This window comes from Cytobacillus kochii (assembly GCF_044790165.1).
GTDB classification, from domain to species: domain Bacteria; phylum Bacillota; class Bacilli; order Bacillales; family Cytobacillaceae; genus Cytobacillus; species Cytobacillus kochii.
This window is the reverse complement of sequence record NZ_CP085254.1, coordinates 1,110,980-1,125,350: the sequence shown is the minus strand read 5'-3', so window position 1 is coordinate 1,125,350 and position 14,371 is coordinate 1,110,980. Positions and strand designations below refer to the sequence as shown.

General features: G+C 35.5%; 16 protein-coding genes and 2 pseudogenes. 3 read left to right on the top strand and 15 right to left on the bottom strand.

Annotated features, from left to right (window positions below; genetic code table 11):
- Positions 1-157 precede the first annotated feature (157 nt).
- The 8 genes and pseudogenes from LG276_RS06095 to LG276_RS06060 all read right to left on the bottom strand — a co-directional run bounded on the left by LG276_RS06095 (position 158) and on the right by LG276_RS06060 (position 5,855).
- Positions 158-1,039, bottom strand: a pseudogene (locus LG276_RS06095) (DMT family transporter).
- A gap of 79 nt (positions 1,040-1,118) precedes the next feature.
- A pseudogene (locus LG276_RS06090) lies at positions 1,119-1,307 on the bottom strand (helix-turn-helix domain-containing protein); the annotation flags it as partial.
- Between the two features lie 27 nt (positions 1,308-1,334).
- Positions 1,335-1,790, bottom strand: coding sequence for an N-acetyltransferase (locus LG276_RS06085; protein ID WP_342489015.1), 456 nt, complete (start codon positions 1,788-1,790; stop codon positions 1,335-1,337).
- A 136-nt stretch (positions 1,791-1,926) separates the two neighbouring features.
- Positions 1,927-2,382 carry a DinB family protein gene (locus LG276_RS06080; protein WP_289433082.1) on the bottom strand — a complete coding sequence of 152 codons (456 nt, stop codon included), beginning with the start codon at positions 2,380-2,382 and terminating at the stop codon, positions 1,927-1,929.
- Positions 2,383-2,408: 26 nt separating this feature from the next.
- Complete coding sequence (locus LG276_RS06075; protein ID WP_404293853.1) at positions 2,409-3,104, bottom strand: DsbA family oxidoreductase; 696 nt, start codon at positions 3,102-3,104, stop codon at positions 2,409-2,411.
- Between the two features lie 15 nt (positions 3,105-3,119).
- On the bottom strand, positions 3,120-3,701 hold the full coding sequence (locus LG276_RS06070) for a TetR/AcrR family transcriptional regulator (RefSeq protein ID WP_404293850.1): 582 nt from the start codon (positions 3,699-3,701) through the stop codon (positions 3,120-3,122).
- Between the two features lie 242 nt (positions 3,702-3,943).
- Entirely contained in the window at positions 3,944-4,870 is a 927-nt protein-coding gene (locus tag LG276_RS06065) for an AEC family transporter (RefSeq protein WP_224935008.1), read from the bottom strand.
- Positions 4,871-4,958: 88 nt separating this feature from the next.
- Entirely contained in the window at positions 4,959-5,855 is an 897-nt protein-coding gene (locus tag LG276_RS06060) for a LysR family transcriptional regulator (RefSeq protein ID WP_095370250.1), read from the bottom strand.
- A gap of 124 nt (positions 5,856-5,979) precedes the next feature.
- Between LG276_RS06060 and LG276_RS06055 the strand changes: the two genes are divergently transcribed.
- Entirely contained in the window at positions 5,980-6,645 is a 666-nt protein-coding gene (locus LG276_RS06055; protein WP_404293847.1) for an O-methyltransferase, read from the top strand.
- Between the two features lie 66 nt (positions 6,646-6,711).
- On the opposite strand, the gene coaA is transcribed toward LG276_RS06055, so the two are convergent.
- From coaA to LG276_RS06025, 6 genes are all read right to left on the bottom strand, one after another.
- On the bottom strand, positions 6,712-7,662 hold the full coding sequence (coaA, locus tag LG276_RS06050) for a type I pantothenate kinase (protein WP_095370252.1): 951 nt from the start codon (positions 7,660-7,662) through the stop codon (positions 6,712-6,714).
- Positions 7,663-8,018: 356 nt separating this feature from the next.
- Positions 8,019-8,735 (bottom strand): hypothetical protein, encoded by a 717-nt coding sequence (locus LG276_RS06045; protein WP_224935002.1) that lies wholly within the window; start codon positions 8,733-8,735, stop codon positions 8,019-8,021.
- Position 8,736: 1 nt separating this feature from the next.
- The gene (locus tag LG276_RS06040) at positions 8,737-9,612 is read right to left on the bottom strand and encodes an ATP-binding cassette domain-containing protein (RefSeq protein WP_224935000.1); all 876 of its coding nucleotides are present in this window, start codon (positions 9,610-9,612) and stop codon (positions 8,737-8,739) included.
- A complete protein-coding gene (locus LG276_RS06035; RefSeq protein WP_224934998.1) occupies positions 9,605-9,973 on the bottom strand; it encodes a GntR family transcriptional regulator in 369 nt (122 codons plus the stop codon). Before LG276_RS06035 ends, LG276_RS06040 begins: the two co-directional genes overlap by 8 nt.
- Positions 9,974-10,138: 165 nt before the next feature.
- Positions 10,139-10,576: a CotD family spore coat protein gene (locus tag LG276_RS06030; protein WP_224934996.1), complete on the bottom strand. Its 438-nt coding sequence runs from the start codon at positions 10,574-10,576 to the stop codon at positions 10,139-10,141.
- A gap of 108 nt (positions 10,577-10,684) precedes the next feature.
- On the bottom strand, positions 10,685-11,515 hold the full coding sequence (locus LG276_RS06025; RefSeq protein ID WP_404293844.1) for a class I SAM-dependent methyltransferase: 831 nt from the start codon (positions 11,513-11,515) through the stop codon (positions 10,685-10,687).
- Positions 11,516-11,603: 88 nt separating this feature from the next.
- Here LG276_RS06025 and LG276_RS06020 point away from each other — a divergent pair, with 88 nt between their 5' ends.
- Together LG276_RS06020 and LG276_RS06015 are read left to right on the top strand one after the other, a co-directional pair.
- Entirely contained in the window at positions 11,604-12,185 is a 582-nt protein-coding gene (locus tag LG276_RS06020; RefSeq protein WP_224934992.1) for a TIGR00730 family Rossman fold protein, read from the top strand.
- 99 nt (positions 12,186-12,284) lie between these two features.
- Entirely contained in the window at positions 12,285-12,719 is a 435-nt protein-coding gene (locus LG276_RS06015) for an organic hydroperoxide resistance protein (RefSeq protein WP_095370258.1), read from the top strand.
- Positions 12,720-12,756: 37 nt separating this feature from the next.
- On the opposite strand, the gene LG276_RS06010 is transcribed toward LG276_RS06015, so the two are convergent.
- Positions 12,757-14,202 carry an MDR family MFS transporter gene (locus LG276_RS06010; RefSeq protein WP_404293842.1) on the bottom strand — a complete coding sequence of 482 codons (1,446 nt, stop codon included), beginning with the start codon at positions 14,200-14,202 and terminating at the stop codon, positions 12,757-12,759.
- Between the last annotated feature and the right edge of the window lie 169 nt (positions 14,203-14,371).

Below are 14,371 nucleotides of genomic sequence, written 5' to 3'. Positions count from 1 at the left end.
TCTAAGGAATGTCTAACTTTTGTAGACATTCCTTAGATAAATCTAATAATATTTTCCCCTTCTAAAACAAACGCCCCCGTTAGCTTAAGTACGATGTTTCACAATGTGCTCATGTAATGTTTAAATTAAAGAGTTTCTTATGGGTCGCTTAGTACAATTAATTATGAATTTTTTTAGCAGATTGGTTTTTATTGAGGGATGGCTTTAGCTCAGCAATTAAGATTGCGATCATAATTAATACCGCACCCGTAACCATACGGCCGGACAATACTTCGTTTAAATATAAAACGGACAACAACATCCTGAAAAAAGACTCTGTTGATAAAATAATAGCTGCTTTTGTAGCTGTGGTATATTTGTGCTTTATTTTGAAAAATGTAGGCAATTGTCGTTGAAAAGACTGCTTAATACAAAACAGAATAAACCCCTTCACTTTCCAATGAAGTCGGTATATCCCCTTTAACCAGGACCGCAACTACACTTAATAGGGAAGCCGTTATGAATTGTACAAAGGTCAGAGATATAGGATCTTCCTTTTTGACAAAAAGATTTGTATAAAAATATCAAAAGCAAAAGCGACTGCACAAGCAAGCGATAATACATCACCTATGTTTACTTTCAAAGAGCTTTGTATGGATAACAAGCCAATACCCACAAGGGCTAAGCTTGATCCAAATATTTCATATCGATCTATTTTTCGCTTATAAAACAGGTAAGCAATAATTGGTACAAGCACAACATTGACGGCAGTTAAAAATGCATTCTTAGAAGGTGTCGTATATTGCAAACCGACCGTTTGTAAAACGAAAGCCAGAAATAAAAAAATGCCAAGTATGGCTCCTTTCCAAAGGACGGATTTGGTGAGTGTATTGATCTTGAATTCGAATATCATTGTCAGTAAAATTGTTGCTAAAACAAACCTTCCTGCCATTATCTGATAGGGAATTAACTATTGCAATGCAATATCGGTTACAACAAATCCGCTCCCCCAAATAATCGCTGTAACCAACAACATTACATCACCTGTATATTGTTTCATCTCTTTCCCTCCTTGACTAAATCCAAGAATACCACAAGGGATAAAACAATAATTTGATTGTGATTCCAAAATTATCAGCTTATTTTTGTAATACATCCAAAGGTGTCTCTTCGATTGTTTTATGGAGTAAGTACAATTTAACTGCTGAGGATAGATTCTCATAAAAAACAAACTCGTTACCAAATGGCTCGATTAATTGACGTATCTTCATCATCCTATAACGAATGGTATTGGGGTGACAATAGTGTGTGGCCGCCACTTCCTTTACATTGCGACAACAGCATTCACATTAAATTTAAGCGATAAAACGAATCATGGCAATCTCGTCACAAGCATCATTTTTAGGGCATGACATACAATCTACCCAAACCTTCTCTGGTAGTGAATGGCGAGACACTACAGTAAATTCACATTTAGCAAAGAATTCTTTCTCATAGGTTAATGAGATAAGCCTTTGTATCCCTAATTTCACAGCTTCTTCTGCCACTTTATTGACTAGCAGACGGCCGATTCCATTACCCGCATATTGATCATCTACAACAAGGGAGCGAATTTCAGCTAGATCTTCTCCCAATACATGTAAACCGGCAACGCCGACAATCTTCCCCTCTTCTTTCATTACATATAAACACTGTAAATGTTGATAGAGTGATAGATATGACCTTGGCAGGACAATGCCCTTATCAGCGTATACTTTGATTAATTGATGAATTTGTTTCACATCCGTACTAACTGCATTTAAAATTTCCATTGCCGTGAACCCCTTTTATGTGTAATATAATAAAAATACATCATAACGGATTTTTATTCAATATAATAATATAAAAAAAGGGAAAATTCAAATAAAAAATACAGATAGCTAAAAAGCTATCTGCAACTTTGTATTATTATTTTTCAACTATGCGCTTCATTGTATGAATTTGACCTTGATGATTTGCTTCATGATAAGCAGACAACATTGCTAGTTGGCCTACAGTTTTTTGCCCTAATATGGCTTCAGGTAATTCTTGATTGAATACATCATTGGGGATTTTATTTATTCGAACGATTTGATCTTGTAGTTGATCAATTAGAAAATTTACAGACGGGACTTCTCCTGTCCAATCACTCGGCTTTGTGCCGTAACCAAATAACTGCAAATAATTCTCAGAAAGATGATCTGTGTTGTTTGGATAATTCATTATGAATTGCTCAGTCACTGTTAGGACATGTCCAATATGCCAATGGATTGTATTATTGAAGCCTTCAGGTTGAACATCTAATAAATCTTGCGGGATGTTTTTTACTTCTCTTAATAGATTGTTTCTTGTTAATTCTAGTTGATACTTGATTGCTTCACTCATTTGTTAAACACTCCTTAAAATAAAATTTAACAGCTGCCATCTGTGCAAGCATCGCCTTGTTTAATTACATTCAATGGTTGGCTTTGCTTTTCCTCTTCGATTACTTTTGTTAATACTTCAGAAAAAACATTTGAAGGTTGAGCCCCTGAAACGGCATACTTGCGATTAAAGACAAAGAATGGCACACCTTGCACACCTAACTGCACACCCTCTTGCATATCTGCCTCTACTTCTTTTTTATATTGATCAGAAGCTAGAACAGATGTTACCTCTTCTTTATCTAATCCTACAGCTGCTGCGATATCAACTAATGATTCTATTTCCCCTACATGTTTTCCTTCGACAAAATAACTTTTAAGTAATTGCTCTTTCATTTCGCTCATCTTACCTTTCTCTTTCGCTAGGTGGATTAGGCGATGAGCATCTAAGGTATTTGTCATTTTAGCATCGTTTAGATGATAATCTAAGCCTACCTCATTCGCTTGTGCCGTTACTTGTTGTTGCATTTGTTCAACTTGCTCAACAGACTGGCCGTATTTCTTTGCCAGCATTTGATTCATCGTTTCTGTAGTATTTTGTGGAGCATTTGGATCCAATTGAAAGCTTTTGTACACCACTTCTACCTCATCTTTTTGATCGAAGCCAACAAGTGCATGTTCAAACTTTCTTTTGCCAATATAACAGAAAGGGCAAGCAATATCTGACCAAATTTCTACTTTCATTCTATTCCCTACTTTCTATAAACCTTTTAGTATTTGTTTAGTGACTGATAATGCATCCATTACACGATCACTATTTGTTTTCGTACTGCTCATTACATTTATACCTTGAATGATCACCATAAGAAACCGTGCCAACAACAAGCTGTCAGTTTGCGAAGTAATTGATTGATCTTTCTTTCCTCTTTCAATAGCACTAATAAATACTTCTTCTATTTCTTGAAATTGCTCATTAATAAGCTGACAAAACGCTTGATCATGTGGACCCATTTCAATCGCTTCATTGCTTGTCATGCACCCACATGGTAAACCATCCTCTGCATGAACCATTTTTAATAAAAAGGTTTCTAGTGCCTCATAACCATTATCGCCATTTTGTATGATGTCCTGAAGTTGTTTGAGCTGTTCCTCATGATACATACGAAAGGCGGCTATAAATAAGTCATATTTATTACCGTACGCTTGATAAATACTACTTTTGCTTAAACCGGTGACTTCTTGTAGATCAGAGAGAGACGTTGCATGATATCCTTTTTTCCAAAACAAAATCATGACAGCTTTTAATTTTAATTGTGGATTAAAATTTAATGGACGAGCCAAAATGTCCTCCCTCCTTAATAAATGTAGTATACCAATTAAGTACCGATTAGTCCAAAACTAAAGTTACGAACTAGGTAGGTGTGTACCAAAAAAGTTCCTTATAGCAAAAGATTGATATTAAATGAACCACAATGAAAATATAATTACAATTTTAGGAGAAGACGCCATTCTTCTAAAAAATTGAAGCAGCGAAAAGGGCCAATAAATGCTATAACCAATAATTGTTGATTGAGACCCTCATATTATACATATAAAAGAAAAGATAAATAGATAACTAAAGATACAGTGAGACTGCTTAATAATGTAGAATAGAGCACAATTTGAGCAGTCAACTGAGGTTCCACGTTATATTCAAGAGCAATTGTAGCTGTATTTCTTGAAGTAGGAAAAGCACTGGCAATAAATAATGATTGTGCTAAAACCCCTTCAATTCCAAGAAGTGTAATAATAAGAAATGAAAGAGCTGGCCCTAACAATAAACGTCCAATTAAGCTCCACGTAATCACACGATGAAACATTTTTAATTGTATTTGTGATAACTGCGCACCTAATAATAATAAAGCTAAACCAATAAAACCAGCTGCCAGTTGATCTAAAGGAATCTCTATAAAAGTGGGAAGAGGGATGTTGAATAATAAGAAGAGATATCCTAATAGAAGGGCATGAATCACAGGCAATTTTACGAGCGACAATACAAGTGAACCAATCGATCGGCTAGTTGAAAGAAGATTATACATACCATATGTAAAGGTTAAAATATTTTGCACTACAATTATAATAATTTGTACGGATACACCTAGTGGGTTAACAGTAAAAACAAGTTGACTCACAGGCAAACCATAATTATTAGAATTCATTAAGGAAATACTATTTTTTAACGTGGCTGCCTCTCCCTTATTTAAAGATAAACACTTCGCCATGATTTGCCCGATAATCATTAAAGCCACTGTAAAAATAAACAAATAACTCAACAGTTGGCCTAATAAACTCGCATCAAAAGATGAGCGATAAATATGTAAAAAGATAGCTGCTGGCATAAAACAATTGGTTACTAACGTTGATAGTTGCTTCAATTGAAAAGAAAACTTTCTTTGCAAAAAAGCACCTAATGCCAATAAAAGAAGAATAGGGAAAATAATTTGCAAGAATATCTCAATAAAAAATGTCATATAGAAAAAACACCTTTCCTTTATAAACCTTCTATTCTTAGCTTAAGCAACACTAGGCCATAAGTAAATTCAATATTTATTATGTTTTTCAATAATTTTTTCTAATGTTTTGTTTACACTTCTCAATAAATTGTTTGACAAGGATGGATTGTTCCTCGTTTTTACGTGTACAAATGGCAATTCTATGTTGTACAGAAACGCCCTCTACATAAACCCTTGCTAGTTGCCCATTTTTGATATGATCTTTGACAACGAGTGAGGAAATAAAATTGGCTCCATATCCGGAAATGACCGTAGAAATTGTCTCACTTAGTCCATCAAATTGCAGGGCAACCTTCGGCGGATTTAGTTGATTAGCATAACAAAGTGAGACTAAATGCTCACGCATGGAACTGCCTTCTTCTCGCATAATGAATGGCTCTTTGACCATTTCTTCGAGTTTAATCGTTTGATTGGCTAATCGATGATTTGCCCCTACAACAAACCATAGTTCATCTTCTAATAATTCGTACCAATCAACATTCTCAGGGCGTTCACCAATTCCACCATATATAGCAATATCTGCTTTATAATGTTGCAGTTGATCAAAAGCATCTTTCGTATTACTTGTAGAAATGACCAAATTGACCTTTTCATGTTCACGTTTAAAACTGGCTGCTAACTTAGGTAATAATAAGTTCGCAGGTAAGTAGGTCGTAGCAATCCTTATCGTTCCTTCCTCACCATTACGATAATCATCTATAAATGCTTCAATTTGCTTTTCTAATGAAAACAAATGCTCAGCTTTACCAGCCAAAGCTATACCAAATTCAGTAAGAACAGCTTTTCTACCATTTTGTTGAAATAAAGGCACACCAATTTCATGTTCGAATTTCTTAATTTGGCTAGAAACAGCCGGTTGGCTAATATTTAATTGCTCAGCCGCTTTAGTGAAACTGCCGATTTTTGCCACTTGATAAAATAGTCTTAACCCATGTGTGTTCATTCAATCACCCTTTATTATAATTATTATTTATAAAACTATAAAAATAATATATTTTTTTTATTATAAATCATAACATATACTTAAAATAAAGAAACATACATTTTTCATAAAAGGGGAGATAATGATGGAAGATAAAATTGTGTGGTCTGATGTGGATGATTACTTAATCGACAAATTAATTACAATTGATAGTGAGCTCGAAGATATACTACGAGCAAATGAGGAAGCAGACTTACCTGCCATTGATGTATCACCAACTCAAGGAAAGCTTCTTTACTTAATCACAAAGTTACGTTCCCCTAAAAACATTCTAGAAATTGGCACCCTTGGAGGCTATAGTAGTCTTTGGTTTGCAAAAGCACTTTATAAAGGGGCTAAAATTTATACATTAGAAGCTAATTCAAAATATGCCAATGTTGCTCGTAAAAACATTGAACAGACTCCATTTTCAGATCAAGTTGAAATCATTGAAGGTAAAGCTTTAGAAACATTACCTATTCTTGCGGAAAAAGAAGTGCCATTTGATTTAATATTTATCGATGCTGATAAAGAGAATAATCCAGCATACTTAAATTGGGCCTTAAAATTAGCTAATAAGGGAGCAGTAATTATTGCCGACAATATCGTTAGAAATGGAGAAATCATTGAAGAACATAGTACGGACCCTCGCATACAGGGTGTACGCTCCTTCTTCGACCTTCTTGAAAATCATCCCCAAGTAGAATCAACAGCTATACAAACAGTTGGTCAAAAAGGTTACGATGGATTTGTATTAGCCATTGTTAAATAGAGAAAAAAACTGAGTGATGATTATCACTCAGTTTTTTTATTAGTACAGGTATTGTCGGGATTCCTTTTATAGCTTTCTAACTTTTACTTCTGTCACACTATGGCCTTCGCCTTTTTCAATAATTAAATCAGCACGGTTCTTCGTAGGCAATATATTCTTCTTTAAATTTGTATGATTCGTTTCCTTCCAAATACGGTCAGCAATTGCTAAAGCTTCCCCTTCACTCATTTTGGCAAATTTATTAAAATAAGATTTTGGATTCTTAAAAGCAGTACTCCTAAGTAGCTGGAATCTTTCTTTGTACCATTTCTCAACATTCGCTTCCTCAGCGTCGATATAAATAGAGAAGTCAAAGAAGTCTGAGATAAAGGGCTTATCTTTACCTCTCACATTTTTAGGTGGCTGTAAGACATTAATACCTTCTACAATGACAATATCAGGCTCCGTAAGCGTTTGCATCTCATCACGAACAATATTATACGTTAAATGTGAATAGACAGGTGCCTGCACAACTGATTGACCCGATTTTAATTCAGAAAGAAACTTGAAGAGCTTACTGATATCATAACTTTCCGGGAAGCCTTTCTTCTTCATAAGTCCCTTTGATTCTAATATTTCATTTGGGTAGAGAAATCCATCCGTTGTTACTAGGTCTACCTTAGGCTGTTCAGGCCACTCCGAAATCAAATATTGAATCATTCTAGCCGTCGTACTTTTACCAACTGCTACACTTCCTGCAATACCAATAATATAAGGAACCTTCTTTGTTTCCATCTGTAAGAAATGATTGCTATCTTTATGCATGTTTTTTGCATTTAAATAGTACAAATTCAAAAGTTGGGAAATAGGCTGATATACTTCTGTTACTTCTGACAATGATAATCGGTCATTTACCCCTTGTAATGACTGCAAATCCAAATCCTCTAAAGGAATGGTTGATCTCCTACTGAGTGCTGACCATTCACTTCGATTAAAAGTTAAATAGGGTGAGTAATCCTTTGTTAATTGTTTATTCAACTTTTTGTCCTCACTAACCTTAACATTTTCAATTCTTGAGTTTATTTTAACATATCATACAGTTTTTTCAGCTTTTTTATTTTTCCAAATGGCAAAAATCGATTTTTCAAGCGTTTATCTTTTTTTCCGTACTTCTATTCTCTATGCTTCTTACTTTACTGAAACATAAGATTTGAATCATGTTGTCATTACTTTCCCCATTCTTTCACTCCACATTCCAATTACCCTAATTTTCGTCTTTCTCTTACATGTCTGATTTGGTTCCTCCCCTCCTTCTCATTGTTGTTAGGTGTTCATTATATATCCTCGAAAAAAAAAGCACTGCGACATGCAGTACCTTTTTCAATATATAATTGTTAATTATTCTTTAATCTTATCCCTACTAAATGGCCACCTCTTTCCAGTGGGCCGTTTCGCATAATCAAGTAGGATAAAGCCATACCGCATAAACCAGCGAATCCTAATATGTGAATGAATGTTAGTAAATGATTAATAAATAAGTCAATTATTTTACCCATTCCTTCATTTGTAAACCAAACAACCAATATGCCACCGAAAATCGTTATACCAATTAATAGCCTAATTGTACCTAAATAAAACCATAGACTATTGACTAATAATAAGACACCAAACAAAAACACACACAGTACTACATCAGCCCACCAATAAAGAACTGGATTATCACTTTGAAATAATAAGCCAACATGTTGCAGATGAACTGGATTACCATTGTTCTCTGATAAATATAAATTTAACTGATACATCACATTAAGAAAAGCCGTATTAATAAAGATAAATAAAACGGTATTAATTATTGTACTTAAAAGATACTGCCGCCTTGTTCCTCCTAATGAAAGAACATACTTATATGTTTTATTATAGAGTAAAAACGGATAAATGAGAAAAAATCCATATATAGGTCCAAAAATCGCACCAGTGAAATTCTCACCAATTAAATAGCCACTAATAGAAAATAGAATAAGTATGCTCACAGTAATAGAGAGAATAATAATTGTCTGTTTCTTCAAATCTTCGAACATTAATTTAAACGGTCCATTAAATGTAGAGAACATGTTAATCTCTCCCTTCCTGCGTCATTGTTTTTTGCACCAGATAGTCTTGCAATGAAACATTTTCTAGACGAACCTTATTCGCATTCGCGATTGTGTGCCATTCATCAGTTATTACATCATCAATCATTACTTGCATTTGGTTACGTAACTTTTTCTGTTGAAGTATTTGGTGGTGACTCTGCACGAGCTTTTGTACTTCTTCTACAGGCCCAGTTAACATGAGCCCCCTGCGCTTTAACTCTTCCGTATCAGTATAACTAGCTAATGTTTTGTTATGAATAACAGCTATTTTCTCACATAGTGGTTCAATTTCCTCTATATGATGGGAGGAAAGTATAAACAAACGTGGATGGTCTTCATATGTCTCTAACAATACATCATAGAATTGTTTTCTTCTAAATGCGTCTAACCCATTTGTCGGTTCATCCATAATTGTTACTGGGGCCTTACTAGCTAAGCCAATGACGATTTTTATCATTGTTTGCATCCCTTTAGAAAATTTCCTTATCAGCTTCTTCTTAGGTAATTCAAACAATTCCACCAGCTCTTCAGCATATTGCTGATCCCAATTTGGATTGAAATATGCTCCAAACATTAATGCATCTTTCACATTCCAAAACTCAGAAAACGGATGATTTTCCTGCATATAAGCAATATACTTCATCCCTTCTGAATGATTGTAGGGCGAGATTCCATGAATATCAATGACGCCATTTTTTGGTTTTTCCAAACCTGCTAACAGCTTCATTAATGTCGTTTTACCTGCTCCATTCCGACCCCAAAGTCCCATAATAATGGGCTCTTCTTCTACTAAGTTTACATTCTTTAAAGCAAGTGTGGATCCGTAGTTAAAATCGAGCCCTTGAATCTTAATCATCATTCTCCCCCCTTATAAGTCGAAGAATTTCTTCTTCATTTAAATGGATGCGTTTCGCTTCATCTAACATAGGTAGCACATATTGTTTATAGAAATCTGCTTGCCTTTCTTTTAATAACAACGCCTTCGCTCCTTTCGCTACAAACATGCCAACACCTCGCTGTTTAAATACCAGCTCTTTATCTACAAGAAGCCCTAAACCTTTTTGTGCTGTTGCTCGATTGATTTGATAAAACTGAGAAAGCTCTGTCGTCGAAGGTACTTGATCTCCCTCTTTTAAGTGACCATCAACAATATCATCTGCTATCGTTTCTGCCAATTGTTGAAATATTGGCTTAGAATCATCAAAGACTGATTTCACTTTTAACCCCTTCCTACCTAGTTGATAGGTTGATTACTCATGTAACCAACTATACATCATTTTATGTACCTTGTAAAGTCGACGTGAATACATTTTGTAATTAACCTTTGATCACTATCAAAAAAATAAAAAAGAACTGCCATTAAAGACAGTTCTCAAAGAAATTTACCAAGGTCTTTTAGGACCCCAACCGCCTGTTTGACAAGGGTTGTAAGGCTTACCACACATGATATGTTGTTCTTTACACTCATTTACAACGGATTCAGTGTGTGGAAAATAATGTTTGTGTGTAATACAATGTTTATTAACATTTGTAGTATGACTAGGGTGTACATGATTGATATTCGTATTTGAATAATTCGGCTTTACATATTGCTGAGTTGGAGAAACTTGAGTCGGACCTTGTTGTGCTGGTGACTGAGATGGGGATAAGAATTGCGGTTGACCACCCCATGGACCAGTTTGAGCACCTGCTACTTGGTGAGGCAATTGTGCACCTGTTTGCGCACCTGCCACTTGATGAGGCATTTGTGCACCTGCCACTTGATGTGGCAATTGGGCACCTGCCACCTGATTTGGGTTATTCCATTGTTTATAGCTCACGCTAAGACCTCCATTCTGTTTTATTCCTTAATAAGGTATGTTGGAAGGTGATAAGTTGTCTAATACAAACACCTATATTAAGTACAGAAATTTCATTTGGTCCAATGGCTATTTAGCTGTAAACGCATAAACAGATAATGGCGTGATTTCATTTGTCACGCGAAAATCTTCTAACATGGACATTTGGGAAAAGATAAGCGACTTTAACTTTTCAGGTATTTCTCCTAATTGCTCTAACTCAGTATGCAAGTCCCTTACTAATTTAGTCACTTCCCATTTTGCATCTTGCAACTCTGGAGAGAAAATAATATGTTCTTTCTCTATTTCCCATCCTGCCTCCCTCACCACTTTTTGTATATCAAATGGGGTAAATAATGTACGAATATTAGCGTCACTCTCTTTTTTGAAAGACTCATATTGGGCCTGAATGAGAACTGATAATAAATGTGGATACTGTTCAACTACACTTATTCTCGTATCCCACTCAGCGAAACATAGGTTCTTTCCCCATTTTTTCACTTTTTTCATTAATGCGGCAAACTCCTCAATTGAGTTCATATACCATGCACAATGTGAAAAAACGATATGATCAAAAGATTTTTCCAAGAACTCAATTTGGTCAGATAATAAATCCATATGGAAATCGATATGAATTTGTTTGCCAATTTTTGAATTTAACAAATAGGAAATGGATTCACCTAGTGTGATTGGTGTTCCATAAGTAGGAGAAGCAATATCAATACCGTGAACAAACCCCTCCTCACCGACTAAATAAGCTAATACTGCTGTGGTGTCACCTTGGCCGCTGCCTATTTCTAAAACACGATCGCCTTCTTTAATGCCCCAAAATTCTGCCAATTTCAACCGATGTACTGTTTGTACCTTTTGTATTTCAAAATTTGTCGCCATACAATCTGTAATGATGTCGACACCATTCATAGGTCCACCTGCCGCTTCAAATTTTATAAGAATATTTGCTATACTTTAGATAAGTATACTTCATTAAATAAAAAGGGGGTAGAAAAATTTGCAAGCACTCGCAGTCTTTTGTGGTTCAAGCCAAGGGGCACATCCCTCCTATATGAAAGGTGCACAAATTTTAGGAGAGCAATTAGCTAAAAGAAGCATCACACTCATATATGGCGGTTCCAGTATTGGTTTAATGGGCGCTGTAGCAGATAGTACATTAGCTAACGGTGGAAAAGTAATTGGTGTCATTCCTAAATTCCTTCAAGATAAAGAAATTGCCCATCCGAACTTAAGTGATCTAGTCATCGTTGATTCTATGCATGAAAGGAAACATAAAATGGAAGAACTTGCCGATGGATTTATTATGCTTCCAGGTGGCTGCGGAACATTAGAAGAATTTTTTGAGGTGTTTACTTGGGGACAGTTAGGGTTACATCAAAAACCTATTGGTATCCTCAATATTGATCACTATTTTGACCTCTTAATTTCACTGATTACTCATATGAATGAACAACAATTTTTACAAGACAAATTTTTGAAAATGGCACTAGTTAGCGAGAGTCCTGCTGATTTAATTCAGCAATTTTATACTTATACGCCTCCTGAGGTCAAAACATTTATTAGAAAGAGCCAAACGTAAACCCTCATTTTTTTAAATAGATTTTAAAAAAAATGTGTAACTCATCAAAAAAAGGTTATATATATAGTACAATCTATTTCTAAAAAGGAGACGATCCAAATGGCTAAGAAATTATTTACAGCAACTGTTACAGTAAGTGGTGGACGAGAAGGTACAGCGGTATCAGAGGATGGTAACTTTAATGTCGCAATAGCAATGCCAGGAACACCTAGAGCGAAAGAAATGCCCGAAGCGACAAATCCAGAACAATTATTCGCTGCAGGATATGCTGCTTGCTTTGAAAGTGCCCTGCAAGGTGTATCTAAAATGGATCGGACACCGATAGATACGGAAGTAATTGGAAATGTCAGTCTCTTTAAGGATGAAAAAGAAGGCTATAGCTTACAAGTGAAATTAAATATTAAAGCAAAAGGGACCGATCAAGCGACATTAGAAAAACTGGTTCATAAAGCGCATGAAACTTGTCCGTATTCTAAAGCTGTACGCAATAACATCGAAGTCATCTTAGAGCCACATGCAGTAGAACAATTATAGTAAATCATAGTTAAAAAAACTCGCCAAATGGCGAGTTTTATTTTGTTTCATTCTCTACATATACTCTTTTTACAAAGAAAGATAAAATCAGTCCGATGATAGAAGCAATTAGCCCAAGATAAAACGCTGTTTGAACACCGGTTGTTAGTGCTTCAGCTGCGATAGCTGTATTTGCCATACCTTCTTTAGGTATATAGCTGGATTGGCCTGCTGCCATTAAACTAATAGCAACCGCAGTACCAATGGCACCAGCAATTTGCGAAAGTGTATTCATAATCGCTGATCCATCGGGATAATGCCTTTTTGACAGCTGATTTAATCCATTCGTTTGAGCTGGCATCATAATCATCGCCACGCCGATTAACATCAGCGTATGAAGGAAAATAATCAAAGCTGAACTCGTTTCCGTTGTTACTCTAGTAAATAAAAAGGTCATAATTGTTGTTAAAACGAAACCAGGTATAATTAAATACCTTGGACCAAACCGGTCAAAAAGCCGCCCTGTAACTGGAGACATTAAACCGTTAATTAATCCACCTGGTAGCAACACAAGACCTGCTGCTAGTGCAGTTAGTAATAATCCACCTTTTAAGTAGAGTGGTAATAGGATAGCAGACGACAAAATCATCATCATACATAAGAAAACCATAATCGTTCCTAAAGAAAACATGGGATGAGCAAAAACACGTAAATCGAGCATTGGCTCTGGACTACGTAACTGTCGGATAGAGAATAACAATAAACTAATTACTCCAATTACAATTGGGAAGAGTACTAAAGGACTGGCCCACGACCCATTTCCCTCTCCCGCACTGCTAAATCCGTATACAACGCCACCAAAACCAATCGTCGATAATAACAATGAAACAAAATCAATTCGGGGCTTCGTAATGGTAGAAACATTTTGCATAAAAGCCATTCCAATAACTAAAGTAATGATTAATATAGGTAATGATAACCAAAATATAGAATGCCATCCCCATTGATCAATCAATAATCCTGAGATGGTTGGGCCAATAGCAGGTGCACACATAATGACTAAGCCCATAAGGCCCATCACACTTCCACGCTTATTCGCAGGGAAAATAAGTAGAATCACATTCGTCATTAATGGTAATAACAATGCTGTCCCTATCGCTTGGATCACACGACATATTAATAACATAGGAAAACTAATTGATAACGCACCAATCAATGTACCAATAATTGAGAATATAAGGGAAGCAGCGAATAATTGCCTTGTACTGAACCATTGAATAAGTAACCCTGAAACTGGTACTAAAACACCAAGTACTAATAAAAACCCTGTTGTCAGCCACTGTACCGCATGTGGTTCAATCTGATAGTCCACCATAATATTCGTAAAGGCCATGTTAAGTGCCGTTTCACTAAATAATCCAATAAAAGCAGCAATCATTAACACAATTGCAATCGGCAAAGGCTTGATCTGGACTTGTTGTAAATCATTTATCTTCTCTGTCATTTTCTTTCTCCTTCTATAAATATCTCGAATAAAACACCATCCCTCCTATTCTACATGATTTACGCCATATTTGCCTATCAGTTAGCTCATCTATTCAATGCGCAATTATATGCCACTTTCGTCTCTATAGAAAGTCAATATCCTTTTAGTGTTCTAAATTGCGCTAAGC

Bases quoted from the DNA above. Each gene is read 5' to 3' on its own strand.
- LG276_RS06080 (WP_289433082.1), bottom strand. From the start codon at position 2,382: ATGAGTGAAGCAATCAAGTATCAACTAGAATTAACAAGAAACAATCTA.
- LG276_RS06085 (WP_342489015.1), bottom strand. From the start codon at position 1,790: ATGGAAATTTTAAATGCAGTTAGTACGGATGTGAAACAAATTCATCAA.
- LG276_RS06060 (WP_095370250.1), bottom strand. From the start codon at position 5,855: ATGAACACACATGGGTTAAGACTATTTTATCAAGTGGCAAAAATCGGC.
- LG276_RS06045 (WP_224935002.1), bottom strand. From the start codon at position 8,735: ATGTTCTCTACATTTAATGGACCGTTTAAATTAATGTTCGAAGATTTG.
- LG276_RS06010 (WP_404293842.1), bottom strand. From the start codon at position 14,202: ATGACAGAGAAGATAAATGATTTACAACAAGTCCAGATCAAGCCTTTG.
- LG276_RS06025 (WP_404293844.1), bottom strand. From the start codon at position 11,515: ATGAATGGTGTCGACATCATTACAGATTGTATGGCGACAAATTTTGAA.
- LG276_RS06065 (WP_224935008.1), bottom strand. From the start codon at position 4,870: ATGACATTTTTTATTGAGATATTCTTGCAAATTATTTTCCCTATTCTT.
- LG276_RS06015 (WP_095370258.1), top strand. From the start codon at position 12,285: ATGGCTAAGAAATTATTTACAGCAACTGTTACAGTAAGTGGTGGACGA.
- LG276_RS06055 (WP_404293847.1), top strand. From the start codon at position 5,980: ATGGAAGATAAAATTGTGTGGTCTGATGTGGATGATTACTTAATCGAC.
- LG276_RS06040 (WP_224935000.1), bottom strand. From the start codon at position 9,612: ATGATTAAGATTCAAGGGCTCGATTTTAACTACGGATCCACACTTGCT.
- LG276_RS06075 (WP_404293853.1), bottom strand. From the start codon at position 3,104: ATGAAAGTAGAAATTTGGTCAGATATTGCTTGCCCTTTCTGTTATATT.